The sequence below is a fragment of the Micromonospora sp. WMMD736 genome, from assembly GCF_049179015.1.
GTDB lineage: Bacteria > Actinomycetota > Actinomycetes > Mycobacteriales > Micromonosporaceae > Micromonospora.
Genome location: NZ_JBMHMI010000001.1, coordinates 559,848 through 580,750, shown reverse-complemented (window position 1 = coordinate 580,750; position 20,903 = coordinate 559,848). Strand labels below are relative to the sequence as shown.

At 72.6% G+C, this 20,903-nt stretch carries 20 protein-coding genes; 10 read left to right on the top strand and 10 right to left on the bottom strand.

Going from position 1 to position 20,903, the window contains the following annotated elements:
- Positions 1-217: 217 nt before the first annotated feature.
- The 5 genes from ACN269_RS02405 (at position 218) to ctaD (ending at position 5,884) form a co-directional block, all read left to right on the top strand.
- The gene (locus ACN269_RS02405; RefSeq protein ID WP_421476176.1) at positions 218-1,201 is read left to right on the top strand and encodes a glucosyl-3-phosphoglycerate synthase; all 984 of its coding nucleotides are present in this window, start codon (positions 218-220) and stop codon (positions 1,199-1,201) included.
- 49 nt (positions 1,202-1,250) lie between these two features.
- A complete protein-coding gene (locus tag ACN269_RS02400; protein WP_421470784.1) occupies positions 1,251-2,408 on the top strand; it encodes a glycosyltransferase in 1,158 nt (385 codons plus the stop codon).
- Positions 2,409-2,495: 87 nt separating this feature from the next.
- The gene (locus tag ACN269_RS02395; protein WP_421470783.1) at positions 2,496-2,945 is read left to right on the top strand and encodes a DUF4383 domain-containing protein; all 450 of its coding nucleotides are present in this window, start codon (positions 2,496-2,498) and stop codon (positions 2,943-2,945) included.
- 93 nt (positions 2,946-3,038) lie between these two features.
- Positions 3,039-3,767, top strand: a complete 729-nt coding sequence (locus tag ACN269_RS02390) for an STAS domain-containing protein (RefSeq protein ID WP_421470782.1) — start codon at positions 3,039-3,041, stop codon at positions 3,765-3,767.
- A gap of 125 nt (positions 3,768-3,892) precedes the next feature.
- Positions 3,893-5,884, top strand: a complete 1,992-nt coding sequence (gene ctaD, locus ACN269_RS02385; protein WP_421470781.1) for a cytochrome c oxidase subunit I — start codon at positions 3,893-3,895, stop codon at positions 5,882-5,884.
- Between the two features lie 71 nt (positions 5,885-5,955).
- Here ctaD and ACN269_RS02380 read toward each other — a convergent pair whose 3' ends face one another.
- Together ACN269_RS02380 and ACN269_RS02375 are read right to left on the bottom strand one after the other, a co-directional pair.
- Positions 5,956-7,098 carry a SigB/SigF/SigG family RNA polymerase sigma factor gene (locus ACN269_RS02380; protein WP_355052419.1) on the bottom strand — a complete coding sequence of 381 codons (1,143 nt, stop codon included), beginning with the start codon at positions 7,096-7,098 and terminating at the stop codon, positions 5,956-5,958.
- A 221-nt stretch (positions 7,099-7,319) separates the two neighbouring features.
- Positions 7,320-8,732 (bottom strand): hypothetical protein, encoded by a 1,413-nt coding sequence (locus ACN269_RS02375; protein ID WP_421470780.1) that lies wholly within the window; start codon positions 8,730-8,732, stop codon positions 7,320-7,322.
- Between the two features lie 176 nt (positions 8,733-8,908).
- Between ACN269_RS02375 and ACN269_RS02370 the strand changes: the two genes are divergently transcribed.
- A complete protein-coding gene (locus tag ACN269_RS02370; RefSeq protein WP_396799418.1) occupies positions 8,909-9,139 on the top strand; it encodes a CDGSH iron-sulfur domain-containing protein in 231 nt (76 codons plus the stop codon).
- A gap of 274 nt (positions 9,140-9,413) precedes the next feature.
- Here the strand turns inward: ACN269_RS02370 and ACN269_RS02365 are convergent, their stop codons facing one another.
- Genes ACN269_RS02365 through ACN269_RS02355 form a run of 3 tightly spaced genes read right to left on the bottom strand, consistent with a single transcriptional unit; the run spans position 9,414 to position 13,451 of the window.
- A complete protein-coding gene (locus tag ACN269_RS02365) occupies positions 9,414-10,529 on the bottom strand; it encodes an iron-containing redox enzyme family protein (RefSeq protein WP_421470779.1) in 1,116 nt (371 codons plus the stop codon).
- 50 nt (positions 10,530-10,579) lie between these two features.
- Positions 10,580-12,334 (bottom strand): thiamine pyrophosphate-binding protein, encoded by a 1,755-nt coding sequence (locus ACN269_RS02360; RefSeq protein WP_421470778.1) that lies wholly within the window; start codon positions 12,332-12,334, stop codon positions 10,580-10,582.
- The gene (locus tag ACN269_RS02355; protein WP_421470777.1) at positions 12,327-13,451 is read right to left on the bottom strand and encodes a Vms1/Ankzf1 family peptidyl-tRNA hydrolase; all 1,125 of its coding nucleotides are present in this window, start codon (positions 13,449-13,451) and stop codon (positions 12,327-12,329) included. Before ACN269_RS02355 ends, ACN269_RS02360 begins: the two co-directional genes overlap by 8 nt.
- 142 nt (positions 13,452-13,593) lie before the next feature.
- Here ACN269_RS02355 and ACN269_RS02350 point away from each other — a divergent pair, with 142 nt between their 5' ends.
- A complete protein-coding gene (locus ACN269_RS02350; RefSeq protein ID WP_421476174.1) occupies positions 13,594-14,142 on the top strand; it encodes a hypothetical protein in 549 nt (182 codons plus the stop codon).
- A 7-nt stretch (positions 14,143-14,149) separates the two neighbouring features.
- Here the strand turns inward: ACN269_RS02350 and ACN269_RS02345 are convergent, their stop codons facing one another.
- The gene (locus ACN269_RS02345; RefSeq protein WP_421470776.1) at positions 14,150-14,488 is read right to left on the bottom strand and encodes a DUF3817 domain-containing protein; all 339 of its coding nucleotides are present in this window, start codon (positions 14,486-14,488) and stop codon (positions 14,150-14,152) included.
- 163 nt (positions 14,489-14,651) lie between these two features.
- Here ACN269_RS02345 and ACN269_RS02340 point away from each other — a divergent pair, with 163 nt between their 5' ends.
- Positions 14,652-16,130, top strand: a complete 1,479-nt coding sequence (locus ACN269_RS02340; RefSeq protein WP_421470775.1) for a glutamate--cysteine ligase — start codon at positions 14,652-14,654, stop codon at positions 16,128-16,130.
- 60 nt (positions 16,131-16,190) lie between these two features.
- On the opposite strand, the gene ACN269_RS02335 is transcribed toward ACN269_RS02340, so the two are convergent.
- The 3 genes from ACN269_RS02335 to ACN269_RS02325 form a co-directional block, all read right to left on the bottom strand.
- On the bottom strand, positions 16,191-16,577 hold the full coding sequence (locus tag ACN269_RS02335; protein WP_421470774.1) for a DUF2267 domain-containing protein: 387 nt from the start codon (positions 16,575-16,577) through the stop codon (positions 16,191-16,193).
- Positions 16,578-16,773: 196 nt separating this feature from the next.
- Positions 16,774-17,946 (bottom strand): zinc-dependent alcohol dehydrogenase, encoded by a 1,173-nt coding sequence (locus ACN269_RS02330; protein ID WP_421470773.1) that lies wholly within the window; start codon positions 17,944-17,946, stop codon positions 16,774-16,776.
- 23 nt (positions 17,947-17,969) lie between these two features.
- Entirely contained in the window at positions 17,970-18,920 is a 951-nt protein-coding gene (locus ACN269_RS02325) for an SRPBCC family protein (RefSeq protein WP_421470772.1), read from the bottom strand.
- Positions 18,921-19,146: 226 nt separating this feature from the next.
- Between ACN269_RS02325 and ACN269_RS02320 the strand changes: the two genes are divergently transcribed.
- Positions 19,147-20,160, top strand: a complete 1,014-nt coding sequence (locus tag ACN269_RS02320) for a carboxypeptidase regulatory-like domain-containing protein (protein WP_421470771.1) — start codon at positions 19,147-19,149, stop codon at positions 20,158-20,160.
- Here ACN269_RS02320 and ACN269_RS02315 read toward each other — a convergent pair.
- Positions 20,157-20,456 carry a hypothetical protein gene (locus ACN269_RS02315; RefSeq protein WP_421470770.1) on the bottom strand — a complete coding sequence of 100 codons (300 nt, stop codon included), beginning with the start codon at positions 20,454-20,456 and terminating at the stop codon, positions 20,157-20,159. The two genes, ACN269_RS02320 and ACN269_RS02315, sit on opposite strands and share 4 nt — an antisense overlap.
- A gap of 70 nt (positions 20,457-20,526) precedes the next feature.
- On the opposite strand from ACN269_RS02315, the gene ACN269_RS02310 reads away from it, so the two are divergent.
- Positions 20,527-20,901, top strand: a complete 375-nt coding sequence (locus ACN269_RS02310) for an SCP2 sterol-binding domain-containing protein (RefSeq protein WP_421470769.1) — start codon at positions 20,527-20,529, stop codon at positions 20,899-20,901.
- Positions 20,902-20,903: the final 2 nt, after the last annotated feature.

The window sequence follows — 20,903 nt, the reverse complement described above, 5'->3', positions numbered from 1 at the left end:
ACAACCTCTTCCGAGAACGTTTCGGCCCCGCCGGGAGCAGTCCCCTGGCGTGTGCGCAATCAAACGTTCATCCCCCGGGAACGCGCCGATGCCACGTCGTGATCAAGCTGTTGCCCTGGAAACGGTTAGCGCGAGGCGGCAGGTGGGAAATAGAGCCCTGCTTGTTCCACGCACGAAAGAGGGGGTGCCCGTGCAGGAAACGACCGTGTCACCGGTAGTGGAGGCGTGGGCCACGTACCGGACCACGTCGGCGGCGGACTGGCCGGCACGCCGGTTGCTTCGTGCCAAGGGCGAGAGCCGGGTCAGCGTGGTGCTGCCGGCACGCAACGAGGAGGCGACGGTCGGCGCGATCGTGTCGACCATCCGGGAGCATCTGATGGACCGGGTCGCGCTCGTCGACGAGCTGATCGTGGTGGATTCACGGTCGACCGACCGCACCGCCCAGGTGGCCCGGGCCGCCGGCGCGGAGGTGGTCAGCCAGGACGCGATGACCCGCGGCCTGCCCCGGCTCACCGGAAAGGGCGACGCACTCTGGGCGGGGCTGGCCGCCGCCGAGGGTGACGTGGTGGCGTTCGTCGACGCCGACCTGCGGGAGTTCCGGCCGCACTTCGTCACCGGCCTGCTCGGGCCGCTGCTCACCGACCCGTCGGTGGACTTCGTGAAGGGCTTCTACCACCGTCCGCTCGTCGGGTCCGCCACGGTGGAACAGGACGGCGGCGGGCGGGTGACCGAGTTGATGGCCCGGCCGCTGCTCAACCTGTTCTGGCCCGAACTGGCCGGCTTCGTGCAGCCGCTCGCCGGTGAGTACGCCGGCCGCCGCGACGTGCTGGCCCGGGTACCGTTCGTCTCCGGGTACGGCGTCGAGACCGCCATGATGATCGACCTGCTGGACCTGGTCGGTCTGGACGCGCTGGCGCAGGTCGACCTCGGCGAACGCAAACACCGTCACCAGGACACGGCCGCGCTGGGCCGGATGTCCGCGCAGATCATGCTGACCGCGTGGTCCCGGCTGCAACGACGCGGTTGGGCGGCCCCCGGTCTGATGCCGGAGGCGTTGCTGACCCAGTTCCGCCGGGGCGGCTCCGACACCCTGCCCAACCTGGACCGGCAGGTCGTCGTCAGCGATGTGTCCATCGAGGAGCGTCCGCCGCTGGCCGAGTTGCGCCACCGGCTCCCCCGGCGACCGGTGGCGGCCGCGTGAGCGCCCCGGTTCGTCGGCCGACCACCGTCCGGGTAGGAAAGGACCGCCGATGAGCCTCACCGTGCTGATGAACGCCGGCCCGTGGCTGTCGGTGCCCCCACCCGGGTACGGGGGCATCGAGAACGTGATCGCAACCCTGGTGCCGGAGCTGCGGCGACTCGGCGTACGCGTGGTGCTCGCCTCGGTGGAGTCCAGTGGTCTGCCGGTGGACGAGAAGGTGTCGGTCTTTGCCGACGGGCAGTTCGGAGCGCTGCAACGGCCCTACAACCAGGTCTGTGGCATCGCGCAGGCGCACCTGGCCGGGGTGGTCCGCGAGCTGCACTCCCGCGACGACATCGACCTGGTGCACGACCACGTGGAGGCGGTCGGGCTGGCCACGCTCACCGCGATGGGACCGTCCGGGCCACCGGTGCTGCACACCCTGCACTGGGACCTGGCCAAGCACCCCGCGCTCTACGGCAGTCTGGACGGCGGCGACCGGGTCCGGGTCAACGGCGTCTCGGCGTCGCAGTTGGCCCGGGCGCCACTGGCGCTGCGGGAACACTCGGTGGGCCACGTGCACCTGTCCACGCCGCTGGCCGTGGACGCCGACCGTCGGCCCGGCCCGGCCAAGGGTGAGCACCTGCTCATCCTCGGTCGGATCAACCCCGGCAAGGGACAGGACGTGGGCGCACGGCTCGCGCGGCGGATCGGCGTACCGCTGGTGCTGGCCGGTCCGGTGGGGCCGTACCACCGCCCGGCGGACCTGGCGGCGGCCGGCGACGAGGCCCGACAGAACCCGGACGTGCGGTTCTTCCTCGACGAGGTGGCGCCGCACGTCGACGGCGACATGGTGCGCTGGCTCGGCACCGTGGCCGGGCAGGAGCGCGACGACCTGCTGGCCAGCGCCCGCGCGTCGCTGTTCCCGCTGCGCTGGGAGGAGCCGGGCGGCACGGCCGTGGTCGAGTCGTTGGCCCTGGGCACGCCCGTGGTGGCCACCGCCCGGGGCTGCCTGCCCGAGTTGATCGAGCACGGACGCACCGGCCTGCTCACCGACGAGGAGGACGAGCTGGCCGATCTGGTGCTGGCCGCTGACCTGCTCGACCCGGACGAGTGCCGCCGGGTCGCGGCCCGGCGGTTCACGCCCGCGGTGATGGCCCAGCGCTACGTCGAGCTGTACCAGCGGGTCCGCGAGCTGGCGACCGTGCCCCGCCTGCAACCGGTCTGAGCCGCCGGGGCGTTTGCCCCCGGTGGCGACGGGTAGGCGCACCCGTACGCCTGCCGCGCAGCGAGGGAGCCGGTGATGGTCGGACCGATGGCGCATTCCCGGGCGCGGGCCAACCCGGCCGACGGCAGGCCGCCGGTACGCCGCGCGGCGAACGCCGCGTCCGTGCTGTTCCTGCTGGTCGGTGTGCTCGGCTTCGTGCCGGGGATCACCAGCGGTACGGAGAACCTGCGCTTCGCCGGGCACACCTCGGGCGCGTTCCTGTTCGGCGCCTTCCAGGTGTCGGTACTGCACAACCTCGTACACCTGCTGTTCGGGGTGGTCGGCCTCGCGCTGGCGCGGACGGTCGGCGGCGCGCGGACCTTTCTGGTCGGCGGCGGTGCGGTCTACCTGGTGCTCTGGCTCTACGGGCTGGCGGTGGACCACGACACCGCCGCGAACGTCCTGCCGGTCAACGCCGCCGACGGTTGGCTGCATCTCGGCCTGGGCCTCGGCCTGATCGCGCTGGGTCTGCTGACCGCGCGGCCTCGGCGACCGTGAGCCGCGTCGCCCTGGCCGATCGCTGCGGTTTGGTGGCCCGGAACCCCGGGTAGTGGGCAGATCCCGACCGACCAGCGAATCGAGGGCGTCCCGATGGCCAGCCGGATCACCTGCGAGGTGCGCGACAGCGCACCGGTGGCGGTCGTCCAGCTCTCCGGCGCCCTGGACCTGGGCACCATGCGCTCGGTGCACCAGGCGCTGGACGGGGCGCTGGCCGCCCAGCCGGAGGCGCTGGTGGTCGACCTCGCCCGGGTGACCGTACGGGACCGGCTGGCGCTGTCGGTCTTCGCGGCGACGGCCCGGCGTGCCGAGGAGTGGCCGGCCGTGCCGGTGGTGCTCTGCGCCCCGCCGCCGGCCGCCGCCCGGTGGCTGTCCGAGTCGACGACGTGCCGGGTGGTCCCGGTCTCGCGGGACTGCGCGGAGGCGACGAGGGTGGCCGGCGCGCAGGGAGCGCTGCGGATCCGGGCCCGGTTGGAGCCGGTGGCGGAGGCCTGCCGGCGAGCCCGGGAGCTGGTCGGCGACGCGTGCGCCCGGTGGAACCTGCCCGACGCGGCCGGCCCGGCCGCGCTGGTGCTCACCGAGCTGGTCGGCAACGTGGTCCGGCACGTGGGCACCCCCATGCAGGTGACCGTGACGCTGCGTCGGCCGTACCTGCACCTGGCCGTGGTGGACGGCAGCCCGGCGGCGGCCCAACCCGCCGGCCTGGACCTGCGCGCCGAGGGTGGCCGCGGGCTGCTGCTGGTGCGCGAGCTGGCGCAGCGGTGGGGCAGCGTGCCGGCGGGTCAGGGCAAGGCCGTCTGGGCGATGCTGCCGGCGACCTGAGTCCCAGGGGGCACTTCGACCGGTACCGGCGATCTGACCGAATTCACCGCTTAAGCCTGGTTACATGGTGCGAGGGTCGGGTAGGCACGCCCGTCCTTTCTGCCGTCACGACGGGGTGAGCAGCCATGGCCAAGCGGGTAACCACGGAACCCGTTCGCGATCGGGGCCCGGCGATCCTGGCACCGGCCCGCTTCGGGGGCTTTCCCGGGGCGCTGCGGACGCCGGTCCCCGGCAACTCCCTGATCAAGTTCCTCGCCACCACCGACCACAAGCAGATCGGTGTGCTCTATCTGCTGACCTCCTTCGGGTTCTTCCTGGTCGCGGGCCTCCAGGCGATGGTGATGCGCGCCGAGCTGGCCCGGCCGGGCCTGCAGTTCCTCTCCTCCGAGCAGTACAACCAGCTCTTCACCTCGCACGGCGCGGTGATGCTGCTGCTGTTCGCCACGCCCGCCGCCTTCGGATTCGCCAACTTCATCGTGCCGATCCAGATCGGCGCGCCGGACGTGTCGTTCCCCCGGCTCAACGCGCTGGCGTACTGGCTGTACCTGTTCGGCGGCCTCATGGTGATCGGCGGTTTCATCACCCCGGGCGGCTCGGCGGACTTCGGCTGGACCGCGTACAGCCCGCTGAGCGACGTCGACCACAGCCCCGGCGTGGGCGCGAACATGTGGGTGCTCGGCCTGGTCGTCTCCGGCCTGGGCACCATCCTCGGCGCGGTCAATCTGATCACCACGATCCTGACCCTGCGCGCGCCCGGCATGACCATGTTCCGGATGCCGATCTTCACCTGGAACATGCTGTTCACCAGCCTGCTGGTGGTCCTGGTGTTCCCGCTGCTGGCCGCCGCGCTGCTGGCGCTCTCGGCCGACCGGCTGCTCAACGCGCACGTGTACGACCCGGCGACCGGCGGACCGATGCTCTGGCAGCATCTGTTCTGGTTCTTCGGCCATCCCGAGGTCTACATCATCGCGCTGCCGTTCTTCGGCATCATCACCGAGATCATCCCGGTGTTCTCCCGCAAGCCGATCTTCGGTTACACCGGCCTCGTGCTGGCGACCATCGCGATCACCGTGCTCTCCATGACCGTGTGGGCGCACCACATGTTCGCCACCGGGCAGGTGCTCCTCCCGTTCTTCAGCATCCTGAGCTACCTGATCGCGGTGCCCACCGGAGTGAAGTTCTTCAACTGGATCGGCACCATGTGGAAGGGGCAGCTCACCTTCGAGACGCCGATGCTGTTCGCCATCGGCTTCCTGGTGACCTTCCTGCTGGGCGGCCTCACCGGGGTGCTGCTGGCCAGCCCGCCGGCGGACTTCCACACCCACGACAGCTACTTCGTGGTGGCGCACTTCCACTACGTCGTGTTCGGCACGGTGGTCTTCGCGCTCTTCGGTGGCTACTACTTCTGGTGGCCGAAGATGACCGGGCGGCTGCTCGACGAGCGGCTCGGCAAGGCGCACTTCTGGACCATGTTCATCGGCTTCCACGGCACCTTCCTGGTGCACCACTGGCTGGGCGCCGAGGGCATGCCCCGCCGGTACGCCGATTACCTGCCCACCGACGGCTTCACCACGCTGAACACCATCTCCACCATCTTCGCGTTCATCCTCGGCCTGTCCACGCTCTTCTTCATCTACAACGCCTGGAAGTCCTGGCGCTACGGGGCGATGGTGACGGTGGACGACCCGTGGGGCTTCGGCAACTCGTTGGAGTGGGCGACCACCTGCCCGCCGCCGCTGCGCAACTTCGACAAGATGCCCCGCATCCGCTCCGAGCGCCCGGCGTTCGACCTGAAGTACGGCCCGCTCGTCGCCGACCTGGGCCGGGATCTGCCGCAGCGCACCACGAAGCCGCCCCAGCAGTTCGGCGACGAGATTCACCTCGAGCACCACGCGCCGGAGTCGCCCGCACCCGAGGGCGCGCACGGCGCGGCGGAAGCGGCCCGCTACCAGCCGGCACCGGAGTCCGGCGCCCGCCCGGTGGACGTACCCGAGCCCGAGGGCGTACGCCGGCCGAGCTTCGAGCAGAGCGACGCGCCGCAGGACGCACAGGACGCGCCGAAGCCGCACGAACGCTGGCGGCACCCGCACAGCGACGGCGAGAACCAGGACCGCTGAGATTCCGGTACGCCCGCAAGGGCCCGACACCTGTCCGGTGTCGGGCCCTTGCGCTGTCTGTCGTCGGTGGGTCAGTCCCGAGCGGGCGGCAACCCGGCGGCGGTGAGCGAGCGGCGCACCGCCGGCTGCACCCGGGTCAGCCGCAACGGCACGCCGGTACGCTCGGCTGCCTCCCGACCCGCCACCAGCGCGGCGATCCCGCCGGCGTCGAACCCGCCCGCCCCGACCAGGTCGACCACGACCTCGCTCGGCTGACCGGTGACGGCCTCCAACATCGCCCGGCGGAGCTGGTCCGCGCCGTCGCGGTCGACCTCGCCGCCGACCTCGACGACCACCCGGTCGCCGTTCTGCCGTACCGAGATGCGGGTCTTGCCCGGATCCGGCTCGGCGGCGCCGTTCTGCCAGGGCGGTGGGGCGTCGGCGAGCATGGCCTGCCGCAGCCAGGTCAGCGCCCGCGACAGCAGCCGGGACACGTGCATCTGCGAGATGCCGAACCGGGCGGCGATCTCCGCCTGGGTCTGGTTGCCGTAGAAGCGCATGGCGAGGATGCGGCGCTCACGCCAGGGCAGCCGGTGCAGCAGGCCGCTCACCGTCACCCGGTCGTCGACCGACTCGAGGGCGTTGTCCGACTCGCCGACCAGGTCGCCGAACTCCGCGGAGCTCTCCCCGCCGACCGGCGCGTTCAGCGACGCCGGACTGTAGCCAGCCGCCGACTCCAACGCCGCGAGGATCTCCTCCTCCGGCGTCTCCAGCCGGGCCGACAGCTCGGCCACCGACGGCGCGCGGGACAACTCGCTGGTCAGCGCGGCGGTTGCCTGCCCCACCTCGAGGATCAGGTCACGCAGCCGGCGGGGCACGTGCACGCCCCAGGTGCGATCCCGGAAGTGGCGCTTGATCTCGCCCACGATGGTGATCGCCGCGTACGCCGTGAACGAACCCCGTTCCGGGTCGTACCGGTCGACGGCGTTGACCAGCCCCAGGCGGGCCACCTGCTCCAGGTCCTCCAGCGGTTCGCCCCGCCCCCGGTACCGGCGGGCCAGCCGGCCGGCGAACGGCAGCGCGAAGCGGACCAGGTCGTCCCGCGCCTCCTGTCGCCGCTCCGGCGGCAGCCCTTCGATCCGGGCCGCGTACGCCAGCGCCGCCGCGTCGAGGTCCTCCAGCCCACGCTCGGTGGGTGGTGGTGTGGTCGTGGTCGTGCTCGTCTGTCCGAACATCCGCGCCTCCCTCAGGAAGGTCCCCCGCCCGGATCGGGAAACCGGTCGTGCGCGTGGTCGAGCCACGCACCGGGCCGGAAAGTGGGTCTGTGACTGGATGCCAGCGGGCGACAACATCTCTACGCAGCGCGATCAGGTCGTCGCAGCGAGCGATGTTCCCGCTCCTCAGGTACTCAATCACGGGACCCCGGGTTCGCGAGGAAGTTTCGGCGTCCTCCCCTTCAGGAGACGAGCAACCCCTGGTGGCCGCCGGTGTCACGCAGCACCGACAGGGCCTCTGCGACCCCCAGCGGGGGCGGGACGGGCAGGTCGTACGGCTGGGCACGCATGACCTCGGTGGCCCGGCGCGTCGGCACGGACGTCACGGGATAGCCCCGCGCGGAGGTACGGTCCAGCGCCCTGCGCCGACGGCCGAAGCCCGCGACCGCCAACCACTGCGGGAGCCCGGCCAGGGCGGGCGAGCGCATACCCGGCGGCTCGGGCAGGACGTCCACCGAGCTGAACTCCTCGCTGCCGGCCAGCCACCACTCGGCCTCGTCCACGCTGCGGCGGGTGGCGTTCTCGCACCAGTACGGCACCAGCCCCGCCCGCACCACCTGCCACGGATCGAGCAGCCGACCGCATTCCACTACCAACCGGTCACCGGTCTTGCCGGCGGCCCGCAACCACCGCCGGTAGAGGTCGGCCACCCCGGCGCTCAACGCTCCCGGCCGGGGCACCAGCACCCGGTGCAGCGGGCGTCCGTGGCGGCCCGCGAAGTCCCGTGCCGCCAGCTCGAACCCGGGGTCCATGCCGTACTCGGCGTCGCCCGCCGGCACCGACACCTCCGGCGGCGCCCACCGGGCAGCGTCGCCGCCGACCGCCCGCAGGACCTGCCGCAGGGCGTGGCTGTCGGGGTGGAAGTCGACCGGGTCCAGTCCGCTCGCCGGGCAGCCGACCTGGAAGCTGTGGCCGGGCCCGCGTTCCAGCACCGGCCACGTGCGCGCGTCCCGCACCAGCAGCACCGGGGCGTCGGCGCTCAGCCGGTCGGCCAGGAACTGCGCGTACGCGACCGGCAGCGACCGCCAGCGGGCGGCCAGCGAGACGGTGACGCCGGTGAGGGTTCCCCGGCTGGCCGGGCAGTGCACCTGACGCACGTGCACGTCGGGGTTGCCACCGAGCAGCCGCTCGGCGAGCGCGCCCCCGTGCGCCAACGCCTCGCAGGGACGATCCACCGCACCGTCGGTCCAGTGCGCGGTCATCTCGAAGCCGGCGGGCAGCCACGGCACGCCGAGAGCGACCGCCAGGTGGGCGGCCGCGCCGTGCGGCGACCCGATGAGCACCCCCGGGTAGCTGCGGCGGGGGTACTGGTCGACGAACCACCGTGCCACCCGGGCCGCGTCCACCTCACCGATCTGGTCGACCGTGAGGGCGACCCGCCCGGCGGCCCGGGTCGCCGCGGCCCGGCGTACCGGCTCCGGCGCCGTCGGGAACCGCGAGGTCGGCCCGGTGTGCCCGAGGTCGGCGCAGTCCGCGCCCCGCAGCGCCCGGGCGGTGGCGGCGACCAGCACCCGGGCGGCGCTGCCCTGGGCCACGACCCGGTCGCCGGCCAAACCGGCGCCATCGGCCGTGAGCCCCTTGTGCACCTTGTGCACCGGCCCCACCTTGCCTCGTTCGCTCACCACGCGGCCCGGCTTCCCGTCCCGATGCGGTTCAAACGGGGCATCACCCACCCGGCGGCCACAATCCGCTGGTCAGCGGGGTGCGCCGGTCATCACCGGCGATCGGCCGCGCAGGTTTCACCGGGGCTGGGGTGGGCACATCGGGGCCCATGCGTACCGACGACACCAGCGAGCCCGCCGCCGCCACGATCACGCCGTACGAGGACGGTCCACTGCTCGTCCGTGGCGACTTCGCGCTGGTGACCCCGGACGGCGAGCGGATCGACGCCCGCCGGGGCACGGTGGCGCTGTGCCGCTGCGGCAAGTCGGCGCTCAAGCCGTTCTGCGACGGCACCCACAAGATGGTCAACTTCCGGGCGGGCACCACCCGCGAGGGGTGACTCCCGCCCCCGTCGCTCGTTCGAGCCCGCGTTGCTCGGCCCCTTGATCGAGCCCGCGTCGCCCGGCCCCGTCGCTCGACTCTGTCGCTCGGCCCCTTTGCTCTGCTTACACGGACGCGACACAAACGCCCCGCAACCGTTGCCTCGGCTGAAGCAGAGCAAAGGGAGAACATGGACCAGGCGGACCCCTGGCCATGCCGCCACCCAGGAGACCGCCACCAGGGAAGCCACGCCGCCACCCGGAAAGGCACGCCGCCAGCGGGTCCGGGCGGGGTCAGACGAACACGCTCGGCGCCAGCGGGACGACCGGCACCGCGCTGGTCACCGGTGTCGACCCGACGAGCGGGACGGTCGGCGGCGGGGACGGCAACGCGGGTGCGCGCAGCGAACTGCGGCCGGCCGCCCAACTCTCCAGCAGGTGCGCCGCGAAGAGCCGGTCCACCGCGAGCGCCGCCGCCGCGCCGAAGAGCACGTCCGCGGCGAGCGCCGGCTCGGTCCGGACCAGGCCGCCGCACAGGTCGTGCGCGGCGATCTGCTCGTGTACGGCGTCCGCCTCCACGTGCTCGTCGTAGAAGCGGGTCGCCGCCTCGTCCAGGCCGAGGCGGCGCAGCCCGTTGCCGTAGCGGCGGTTTGGCAGGGACGAGGTCATCTCGAAGGCCGCCAGGTGCCCGAGCAGCGCCCCGCGCAGCCGCCGGTGCAGCCCGAACAGGGACATCAGGTTGTTGGTCGCCAGGGTCACGGCGGGCACCACGTCCAGATGAGCGCCGTAGCCGGTGTCCAGACCCAGCCGGTCGAGGGTGCGTCGGAACAGTTCGGCGTGCATCCGGTCCAGCCGCCCGTTGCCGTACTCGTCGGTCTGGATCTCCACGAGGGCGGCCTTGGCGGGGCCGCCGAGGCGCGGCAACGCCCAGCTGTGCGGATCCGCCTCGCGCAGGTGGTAGACCGAGCGGTGGGCGACGAACTCGCGGAACTGGGTGAGGTCGGCACGCCGTTGGAGCGCGGCGGCCAGCGCCGGCCCGTCGTCGGCCGCCACCAGCTCGGCAAGCCCGGCAGCGACGCCCTCGGCGGGCACCACCGGTACGCCGGCCAGCCGGCGCAGCGCCGCCTCGAAGGGGCGTTCGGCACGGGCCCGCAGGGCCAGCAGGGTGGGCTGCCACTCCCAACCCTCGTCGACGCCCTGCCAGCCCCGGTAGTGCAGCTCGTAGCAGAGGAACAGGGTCAGTTGCAGGTCCTCGTCGGTCAGCGGATCCGCCGGATCGAGGTCGACGCCGAGGTCCGCCGGCAGATCGTACGGCGCCCGGCGCAGCGCGTCGGTCACCGCCGTCGACAGCGGGCCGCGCGGCTGCGGCAGGGACGCGGGACCGTAACGGCGGTCGGCGGACTCCGGCATGGGACCTCCAGGGGTCGTCGGGCCGCTACTGATGCCCTGGCGGGTTGCGCCTAAACGAGATCCTCGACGGCCACGGCCTGCTCCACCTGTTCGCGGACGCGTCGGGCCGGCTCCCCCTCCGCGTACAGGCCGCGCAGGTCGGCGAAGGCCGGTTCCGGTGGCGCCAGCGGGACCGTCGCGTCGACCACGGCCTCCAGGACGCAGGGCCGGTCCGCGGCGAGCGCCTCGTCCCAGGCCGCGCCGACCAGCTCCGGACGGTCCACCCGGACGCCGTGCAGCCCGAGCAGCCGGGCCCAGCCCGCGTACGGGACGTCAGGACGACGGCTCGTCAGGTCCCCGGACGACTCCCGTCCGCCGCCCATGCCGTTGTGGTCGCGGTTGTTGAGCACGAGCACCACCAACCGTGGGTCGGCCCAGTCCTGCCAGTGGTGCGACACCGTGATCATCTCGGCGAGACCGTTGAGTTGCATGGCCCCGTCGCCGAGCAGCGCGACGACCGGCGCGTCGGGGGCCGCGAGCTTGGCGGCCACCGCGTACGGCAGGGCGCAGCCCATCGAGCCAAGGGTGCCGCAGAGCTGCGCGTTCACCCCGGGGGGCAGGACGAGGTGCCGGGCGTACCAGTAGAGGACCGAGCCGACGTCGACCGCCACCGACCCGGTGTGCGGCACCCGCGTGGACAGTTCCTGGAGGACGAGCTGCGGGTTGATCGGTTCGGCCGGCGCGGCGGCCCGGTCGGCGGCGGTCGCACGCCAGCGGTCGACGGTGCTCTCCACCGTCGCGCGCCACTGTTGGTGCGGCCGGGCGGGCACCCGTTCCAGCAGTGCCCGCAGCGTCTCGGTGGCGTCACCGACCAGCGGAACGTCGGCCGGGTAGCGGCTGCCGATGCGGGTGCCGTCGATGTCGATCTGCACCGTTCGGGCCTGGTCGGGCATCGGGAAGTAGTCGGTCCACGGGTCGTTCGTGCCGACCAGCAGCAGCGTGTCGCAGCCGCCCATCAGTTCGGCCGCGGCCGGTGTGCCGACCTCCCCGAGCACCCCGGCGTGAAAGGGCAGGCGCTCGTCCAGGATCGGTTTGCCCAGCAGGGACGTCGCCACCCCCGCGCCGAGCCGGTCGGCCAGCTCGACGATCTCGGCGGCGGCGCCCCGGCCACCCTGACCGACCAGGATCGCGGTGCGCTGGCCGTTGCCGAGCACCTGCGCGGCCGCGTCGAGGTCCACCTCGTGCGGCAGCACCCGGGCCAACGGCTCACCCGGGGTCGCCGTGATCACGCCCGCCGCGTGCGTCCCCAGGTCGGGCACCAGGGCCTCCTGCAGGTACCGGGGCAACACCACGCACGTCGGGCTGCGCGTCGCCGCCGCGGTGCGGAACGCCTGATCCAGCAGCGCGGGTACGGACGCGGGGCTGCGGCCGTACTGGACGAACTGGTTGCACACGTCGCCGAAGAGCCGGCTCAACCCGATCTGCTGGTGCGCGCCGCCCAGCGGCCCGGTGACGTCCTCGCCGACGATCGCCACGACCGGCTTGCTGTCCAGCTTGGCGTCGTACAGGCCGTTGAGCAGTTGCACCGCGCTCGGTCCCTGGGTGGCCAGGCAGACTCCGATGCCGCCGGTGAACTTGGCGTGCCCGGTGGCCATGAACGAGGCGGTCTCCTCGTGCCGGGCCGGGACGAATGCCGGGTCGCCCCCGGCGCGTTCCAGCGCCTCGACCAGCGGGGTGATCGCCGCGCCGGGGTAGCCGAAGGCGCGCGGGACCCGCCACGCCCGCAGCCGCTCGACCACCAGGTCCGCGATCCGGCGCTCAGCCATTGCCGCGTCCCGGGGTGCCCTCGTCGACGTAGCGCAGGACCGCCCCGACGCCGTCGGTGAGCTGCGGCGCCTCGTCCGCGCCGAGCACCGTCAACGCCGCGTCGGTGCCCACCAGCGCCCGGACCAGCGCCGCGTCGGCGCGGACCCGCTGCGGGTCGTCGACCGACATCGCGCTCAACTGGGCCGGGTCGACGGCGATCTCGGTGGGCTCGGGGCCGATCCACAGCTCGCCGCTCGCCGACGGGTCGTCGACGATGAGCATGGTGTCGACCTGATTGCGTTGCAGGGCCGACACGACCGCGTCGAGTCCGGCGCCGACGTCCTCCTGCACGCCGAACTTGTCCAGCGCGGCGCTGATCCGCTGGTCGGCGACCTCGGCGATGGTCTGCACCGTGAGGTCGTCCAGCATGCTCTGGTCGGCTCCGCCGGCCCGGGAGCCCGCGTCCGTGCGGACGACCAGGTCCTGCCAGCGCGGCGGCATCTGCGCGGCGATCATCCCGGTGGCCCGGACGTCACCGGCCACCACGACGACGTCCGCGCCGACCCGGTCGGCCAGCTCCACGGTCGCGGCGGTGACGTCGCCGGCGTTCTGGTGCCACGCCTCCATGGCGGCCCGCTGGTAGCGCGACTGCGACCAGCCGCCGGGCTGGACCCGACGCAGCGGGAAGCTCTCCCGGCCGGCGACGTGCGCCCGCCGGGGTACCCCGCCCGCGCTGACCGCGACGGCGTCGCCCCCGGTACGGTCGGCCACCACCCGAACCCACGCCACCTGTTCGCCGCGCTGGGCGAGCAGCGGCATGACGTGCGGCAACGGCCCGAAACTCGCCAGGTCGCGCAGCGGCGGCGCGGACAGGTACTCGGAGAGCACCACCCGGCCGTGGCTGGCGAAGACCGCCAGTCCGTAGTCCCCGGCCATCGGGTCGTGACCCCGGACCACCCGGTCCAGCGCGGCGACGCTCGCCTCGTCCGCCCCCTGTTCGGCCAGGCGGCGTTCCAGGGCACGCCAGCGCAGGTCCAGCGCCGGGTGGGCGTCCTCGGTGTCCGCCGAGGCGTCCAGGTACACCGAGCACCACGGCCCGGGTCGGTCGTAGAGCGGGCGCAGGAAGGACAGCTGCATGCTCGACCCCTTTCCAGCTCGACCGCCCGCTTACCCTCCTCGCCCGGGTTGTCACCTGGCGGGCGTGAGCCCGTGACCAGATTTCATTCACGTCGTTCAACCGGGGACATCGATACGATCAGTGAACACAAGCGGACTCTCGGTGGTGGCCATGGACAGCGGACTCGATACCCGGCGGATCGTGCACCCGACGGAGCGAATCGTCACCGGACGGCTCATCCGCCTGCTCGACGGCTACACCCGCGAGATACGCGTCGGTCAGCCGGTGCTGGTCGCGGTGCTCGCCGCGGCCGCGTTCGCCCGGCTGCCGGCCCTGCTGCTGCGCGCGTTGTTCTCCTTCGGCGGCGGTGGCACCCGTCGCCGCTGGAAGGAGCTGAAGCAGGGCCCGGAGTACCTGGTCACCCCGGTTCGCCTGCGGAACACCGCCGGTCAGCTCTGCGAGGTCGAGCTGCACGGGCACCTGCCGCAGAGCGCCCTGCACCCGGCCGACCAGGTGCAGCTCACCCTCCGCCCGCAGCGCGACCCGGAGCTGCCGCCGCGGATCGAGCGGATCGTCAACCTGACCACCGGCCAGTTGCTCACCCCACGCACCGCGACCCTCTGGTCGCACCTGGGACCGCCGCTGCTGTTGCAGGCGATGATCGGCGCTCTGCTGCTGGCCGGCGTCGTGGCCTGCTCCGCGCTGACCTGAGCGCGGGTCAGCCGACCGGGGTGGGCTCGCGGGTCGGCTGGTCGGCGGTGCCGAGCATGCCCCGGCGCTGTGCCCAGCGTTCGAAGATCAGGGTGGCGAACGGCGGCACGGCGCAGGCCAGCGCCACGACGGTCACCGGCAGGCGCCAGCGGCGCAGCCGGGCCACCGCGAGCACCAGCAGCCCGTACGCGATGAACAGGCCGCCGTGAATCGGGCCGAAGATCTTGACGCCCAGCTCGTTGCCGGGCGGACCGTACTTGACGGCCATCCCGGCCAGCAGGGCCAGCCAGGAGCAGGCCTCGGCGATCGCCGCCACGACGAACAGCCGGGTCACCTTCTCGCGCATCCGGCAATGCTAGCGGTGCCGGCGGTTCGCGCCCTCGCCGACCACGCACCGTGCGACAGGGGTCACGGAGCCCGCCACTGGGTAGGAAAGGACCCTCGGGTCTTCCCCGCCCGCACGGCCGCGTGCGAGGTTAGGGGGAACCAGCGGTGACAGGGCGGTGACCATGGGCGAAGACGTCGGCGTACGGACCTTCAGTCGGGAGGATCGGGCCCGCTACCGGGAAAAGGTGCGCAACTGCCTGGATGTCTTCGCAGAGATGCTGCGGGAGTCGCGGTTCGACATCGACCGGCCGATGACGGGGCTGGAGATCGAGCTGAACCTGGTGGACGAGGCGTCGAATCCGGCCATGCGCAACGCGGACGTGTTGGCGGCCATCGAGGATCCGAGTTTCCAGACCGAGCTGGGCCAGTTCAACATCGAGATCAACGTGCCGCCGCGCCGGTTGACCGGCACCGGCACCGCCGGCTTCGAGGAGCACGTGCGGGCCAGCCTCAACGCCGCCGAGCAGAAGGCCCGCACGGTCGGCGCGCACATGGTCATGATCGGCATCCTGCCGACGTTGCGTCCCGAGCACCTCACCGCCGAGACGCTCTCGGCCAACCCGCGTTACAAGCTGCTCAACGAGCAGATCTTCGCGGCACGCGGCGAGGACCTGCCGATCGCCATCTCCGGGGTGGAGCGCCTGGCGGTCACCGCCGACACGATCACCCCGGAGGCGGCCTGCACCAGCACCCAGTTCCACCTCCAGGTCAGCCCGGCGCAGTTCGCCGACTACTGGAACGCCGCCCAGGCGGTCGCCGGCATCCAGGTGGCGCTCGGCGCGAACGCGCCGCTGCTGTTCGGTCGGGAGCTGTGGCGCGAGACCCGGATCCCGCTGTTCCAGCAGGCCACCGACACCCGGCCGGAAGAGATAAAGGCCCAGGGGGTACGCCCCAGAGTCTGGTTCGGCGAACGCTGGATCACCAGCGTCTTCGACCTGTTCGAGGAGAACGTCCGCTACTTCCCGGCGCTGCTGCCGGTCTGCGACCCGCAGGACCCGGCGCAGACCCTGGCGGCCGGCGAGGTGCCCAACCTCGCCGAGCTGCGGCTGCACAACGGCACGATCTACCGCTGGAACCGCCCGGTGTACGACGTGTCGCGCGGCCGGCCGCACCTGCGTGTGGAGAACCGGGTGCTGCCGGCCGGGCCGACCGTGCTGGACACCATCGCCAACGGCGCGTTCTACTTCGGACTGGTCCGCGCCCTGGCCGAGTCGGACCGGCCGTTGTGGTCGCAGATGTCGTTCAGCGCCGCCGAGGAGAACTTCACCAGTTGCGCCCGGCACGGCATCGACGCACAGGTCTTCTGGCCCGGCCTGGGCTACCTGCCGGTCACCGAGCTGGTGCTGCGCCGGCTGCTGCCGATGGCGCACCACGGCCTGGACCGCTGGGGCCTCGACCCGGCCGAACGGGACCGCCTGCTGGGCGTCATCGAGCAGCGCTGCCTGACCAACCGCAACGGCGCCACCTGGCAGGTGGCGACGCTGCACCGGCTGGAGTCCGCCGACCATCTGGACCGGCCGGAGGCGCTACGCGAGGTGGTACGGCACTACGTGGAGCTGATGCACAGCAACCGGCCGGTACACGAGTGGCCGATCCCCTGACCGAGTTGCGCCGGGTCGGCCTGCCCGCGCCCGCCGGCCGCTGGCAGCGCGCCGCGACGCTCAGCCGCGCGGGGTGGGTACGCCGAACAGGTCGGTGATGCCGCCGGGCAACTGGGCCAGCAGGTCGTTACGGTCGTCGTCGTCGAGCGCGTCGGCGACGGTGCTCAGCACGACCCGGGCGTGTTCGCGCACCTGGTCCGCGTTCGCGACCTGCTCCCGGTCACCCACGTGCTTCAGGAAGTCGCCGACGTCCCACCGGCGGCCCTGCGGGTTCCGGGTGACGGACGCGTTCAACCGGTCGGGCAACTGTGCCGCCAGGTTGTCGGCCTCCTGTCCGGCGAGTCGTTCGCCGAGCACCGACAGGACGGCCTGCACCGAGCGCACGGCCTCGTTCTCCCCGAGTCCTCCGCGTTGTCGTACGGTCGCGATCATCTGCTCGTACTCCATTGACCCGCTCCCTCCCGTCTCCGGAACGAACGACCCGCCTTCCCGAGCCCACGGACCGCAAACACACCCCCCTCCCGCCGCCGATCTTGCACTCTTGGTTGCCGATTTGGGTTGATATGCCACCTTCGTCGTCATCGAAAGTGCAAGATCGCGGGGACCGGAGCGGGGCGGGGCGAGCGCGGGGGCTGGAGGGCGGTCAGACCGTGAGGAGGACCTTGGTGCAGTTGTCTTGTTTCTTCTGGAAGGTCTTGTAGCCCTTGGGGGCGTCGCGCAGCGGCATGCGGTGGCTGACGATGAAGCTCGGGTCGATCTCGCCGCGTTGGATGCGCTCCAGCAGCGGGCGCGTGTAGCGCTGCACGTGACACTGGCCGGTCCGCATGATCAGTGAGCGGTTCATGAAGGCGCCCATTGGGAACTTGTCGACGAAGCCGCCGTACGCGCCGACGACCGACACCACTCCCCCGGATCGGCAGGCCAGGATCGCCTCGCGCAACGCGAACGGCCGTTCCGTCTCGGTCCGGGTGGCCTGCTTGGCCCGGTCGTACGCGTACATCGCGGAGTTGCCGTGGTGGCCCTCCAGACCGACCGCGTCGATGCACGCGTCGGGGCCCCGACCGGCGGTCATCTCGTTGAGGGTGTCCAGCACGTCGACGTCCTCGTAGTTGATCGTCTCGGCGTCGGCGTGTTCGGCGGCGAGCCGCAGCCGGTACGGGTACCGGTCGATGACGATCACCCGCTCCGCGCCGAGCAGCCGGGCGCTGGCCGCGGCGAGCAGGCCCACCGGCCCCGCGCCCCAGATCGCGATGACCTGTCCGGGCTTGATGTCGCACATCTCGGCGCCCATGTAACCGGTCGGGAAGACATCGGCGAGCATGACGGCCTGGTCGTCGGGGATCTCGTCGGGCACCTTGAGCGGGCCGACGTCGGCGAACGGCACCCGCGCGTACTCGGCCTGGCCGCCGGCGTACCCGCCGAGCAGGTGGGAGTAGCCGAAGATGCCGGCCGGCGAGTGACCCATGACCTTCTCGGCGATGCCGGCGTTCGGGTTGGAGTTCTCGCACACCGAGTAGAGGCCGCGTTGGCAGGAGGAGCAGTGCCCGCAGGCGATCGGGAACGGCACCACCACCCGGTCGCCGGGCTTGAGGTTGCGGACCTGCGGACCGACCTCGACCACCTCGCCCATGAACTCGTGGCCGAGGATGTCGCCCTTGCGCATGGCGGGGATGTAGCCGTGGTAGAGGTGCAGGTCGGAGCCGCAGATCGCGGTGGTGCTGACCCGTACGATGGCGTCCCGGGCATTCATGATCGTCGGATCGGGTACGTCGATCACCTTGACGGTGTCGGTGCCCATCCAGGCGGTGGCCTTCATTCCTTCGCCCCTTCAAGAAGCGGTCAACGACGGGACGTCGGCAGCGGCTGCGCGGGCCGCTGCATGGCCTGCTGGCGTACGGAGATGCCGTTCGGGCTGCCCTCGGAGCGGACCACCTCGCCCGCCTCCAGCAGCTGCTTGAACCGGCGCAGGTCGTCGCGGACCTGCTGCTCGGGCTCCTCGCCGAAGAGCTTCGCCACGGCCCGGCCGAGCGCGCCCGCCGGTGGCGCGTAGCGCAGTTGCACCCGGACCTCGGTGCCGCGGTCACCCGGCGCGGGTACGAACGCGACCCGACCGGCGTTCGCCACCCGACTACCGGGCAGCGACCGCCAGGTGATCGACCTGTTCGGCTGATCGTCGATGATCTCGGCGTCCCATTCGACGCGGCGACCGGCCGGTGCACGGGCGACCCAGTGCGAGATGCGCAGGTCGTCGGCGCGTACGGACTCCAGGTGCGCCATGAACCGGGGCAGGTTCTCCATGTCCCGCCAGAACCGGTACGCCTCGGCGGGCGACCGGTTGACCGTCACGGCGATCTCCATCCGGATCATCCGAGCACGGGCGCGGTGGGCCCGACCGGCGGCGATCGCGGCGCCGACGTCCAGGGCGGCGATGCCGGCGATCGCGGCGGTGGTCAACGCCAGGCGGCGGCGTCGCTCACCGCGCCGGTCGACCATCGCCCGGCCCAGCAGGGTGAGGTCGAGCGCGTCACCGGCCACCCGCGTCCACGTCCAGCCGGTGGGCCGGCGACCGGAGAGCAGGCCGACGGCGTGTACCAGTTCGCGTGCGCCGACGGCCCCGATGACCGCCTGCGCCGCCGGGGAGTCGTCCACCCCGGTCAGTCGCGCGAGCGGTCGGGGCGCGGCCAGCGCGCCCACGCCCAGGGCCAGGCTCAGCAGGCCGAGGGCGCGCGGCAGGACCGGCGACGCCGGCTCGTCCAGTTCGGGCAGGAGCACGGTCTCGACACGGCTCATGTCCGGTCCCTTCCGGTAGGCGTCGCCGCCGCTCCGGCGGGCAGCGGCATCCACCCTGGTGACGGTATGCGCTCGTTGTGGGCTGTGCGCCCGGTTCGGGCAGAACCCCGGAACCCGCAGTACGCCCACCACCTTCAGTCAGCATCACGACATTGACCGATTTAGATCAAGTGCGGACCGTTACGGTCGGCTCACCCCACGTCCCGTCGCCGCGAGGAGCATGCCCGTGAGCCGTAACCTCCTGCGCCAACTGACCACCACCACCGCCATCGCGCTGCTCGTCGTGACGGCCGCCGATCCCGCGGTGGCGCGTACCCCCGATCCCGCGCCCGCGCCCGGCGGCGTCCGCGCCGTCGTGCGCGACGCGGCCACCGGCGCGCCGGTGCCCCGGGCCTGCGCGGCGCTCGTGCCCACCGACGCCGCGGCGCTGGCGGCGGTCACCCTCGGCCAGGACCAACTCGGCCGGTACGGCGGCTGTGCCGACGAGCAGGGCAACCTGGTGGCCGACAACGTCGCCCCCGGGGAGTACCGGCTGCTCGTGCGCCCCTACGACACCACGCGGCACGGTTGGCAGTGGGTCGGGCGGCACGGCGGCACCGGTGAGCGCGAGCGCGCGTCCGTGGTCCGGGTCCGGGCCGGCACGGTGACCAGCGCACCCGCCATCCGGCTCGATCCGCCGGGCACGATCGTCGGGGTGGTGACCAACGCGGCGACGGGCGCGCCGCTACCGCGAGCGCTGGTGATGGTGGTGCCGTACGTGCCGGACCCCAAGTACGACGACCACGGGCCCACCACCGACGAGAACGGCCGCTACACGATCACGGGACTCGGACCGTACGAGTGGCCGGTGCAGTTCGCCGCGGGCGGGTTCGCCACCGTCTGGTCCGGTGGGGTGGGCACCCGGGCGCAGGCGCGCGGCGTGCGGGTGCGTGCGCACCAGACGGTTACCCTCAACCAGGCGCTGCCCGCCGGCACCCCGGTCAGCGGGGCGGTACGCGTCGACGAACTGCTCACCTACGCGCAGGTGCTCGCGTTCGACGCGGCGACCGGGGACCTGGCCGGCGTCGTGGACGTGGGCAGCGGGTACGCCCTGCGCCTGCTCCCCGGGCAGCGGGTGAAGCTGCGCTGCGACTGCTCGTACGCCCAGCCGGTGTGGCACCGCGACGCCGCCGGCTTCGACGCCGCGACCCCGCTGCGGGTCCGGCGCACGCCGGTCGTGGTCGACTTCGACCTGGACTAGAGAACCCACCGGAGCACGGTGACCAGGCCGACCACGCACAGCGCCACCAGCACCACGCCGATCACCGCCGCCGCCAGGCAGCCCAACCCGTCCCGCCACGAACTCGGCTCCTCGGGACGTGGCCCGTCATCGGTCCAGGTGACGGGCTCGTCCCGCCCGGCCTGCTCCAGCAACCGGGCGAAGCGCGCGCCCGCCGCCGGCCCGAGTCTGCCGCTCGGGTCGGCGGGCAGGCGCAACGCCCGCAGACGCCGCCAGGCGTTCCCGTAAGCGGTACGCCCGCCGTGGCGATACGTCAATTCCGCCGGCCGGAGCGTTAGCGACGCTTCGCAGCGGGTAGCCGTCGTCCGCTTTTGCCAGGGAGGTGAGATGACGACGGCGACCAGCGACTTCTTCGCGCGGCTGGCCGGCGCGTGCCAGGATCCGCGATTCAGCAAGGTGTGCGGAAGCGTGCGCTTCGACATCTCCGACGGGGACGAGCTGGAGCAGTGGCTCCTGGTCATCGACCACGGCAAGCTCCAGGTGTCGCAGAGCGGAGACCCGGCCAGCACCGTCATCCGGGTGTCGGCGCAGGTGGCCGAGGCGATGGCGCGCGGCGAGGTGAACGGGCTTGCGGCGATCGAGCGCGGGGAGATCCTGGTCGACGGCGACCTCTCCCTGGCGCTGCGTCTCGGGCGGCTGTTTCCCCGCGCGGCCGAGGGGGACTCGGAGGCGGATCGACCGACGGCGACCAGTGCGCCGTGAGG

Coding starts and splice junctions, on each gene's coding strand:
- ACN269_RS02330 (WP_421470773.1), bottom strand. CDS start 17,946: ATGAAGGCCACCGCCTGGATGGGCACCGACACCGTCAAGGTGATCGAC.
- ACN269_RS02390 (WP_421470782.1), top strand. CDS start 3,039: ATGGCCAGCCGGATCACCTGCGAGGTGCGCGACAGCGCACCGGTGGCG.
- ACN269_RS02355 (WP_421470777.1), bottom strand. CDS start 13,451: ATGCAGCTGTCCTTCCTGCGCCCGCTCTACGACCGACCCGGGCCGTGG.
- ACN269_RS02340 (WP_421470775.1), top strand. CDS start 14,652: ATGGGCGAAGACGTCGGCGTACGGACCTTCAGTCGGGAGGATCGGGCC.
- ACN269_RS02310 (WP_421470769.1), top strand. CDS start 20,527: ATGACGACGGCGACCAGCGACTTCTTCGCGCGGCTGGCCGGCGCGTGC.
- ACN269_RS02360 (WP_421470778.1), bottom strand. CDS start 12,334: ATGGCTGAGCGCCGGATCGCGGACCTGGTGGTCGAGCGGCTGCGGGCG.
- ACN269_RS02325 (WP_421470772.1), bottom strand. CDS start 18,920: ATGAGCCGTGTCGAGACCGTGCTCCTGCCCGAACTGGACGAGCCGGCG.
- ctaD (WP_421470781.1), top strand. CDS start 3,893: ATGGCCAAGCGGGTAACCACGGAACCCGTTCGCGATCGGGGCCCGGCG.
- ACN269_RS02395 (WP_421470783.1), top strand. CDS start 2,496: ATGGCGCATTCCCGGGCGCGGGCCAACCCGGCCGACGGCAGGCCGCCG.
- ACN269_RS02365 (WP_421470779.1), bottom strand. CDS start 10,529: ATGCCGGAGTCCGCCGACCGCCGTTACGGTCCCGCGTCCCTGCCGCAG.
- ACN269_RS02380 (WP_355052419.1), bottom strand. CDS start 7,098: ATGTTCGGACAGACGAGCACGACCACGACCACACCACCACCCACCGAG.
- ACN269_RS02400 (WP_421470784.1), top strand. CDS start 1,251: ATGAGCCTCACCGTGCTGATGAACGCCGGCCCGTGGCTGTCGGTGCCC.
- ACN269_RS02370 (WP_396799418.1), top strand. CDS start 8,909: ATGCGTACCGACGACACCAGCGAGCCCGCCGCCGCCACGATCACGCCG.
- ACN269_RS02335 (WP_421470774.1), bottom strand. CDS start 16,577: ATGGAGTACGAGCAGATGATCGCGACCGTACGACAACGCGGAGGACTC.
- ACN269_RS02345 (WP_421470776.1), bottom strand. CDS start 14,488: ATGCGCGAGAAGGTGACCCGGCTGTTCGTCGTGGCGGCGATCGCCGAG.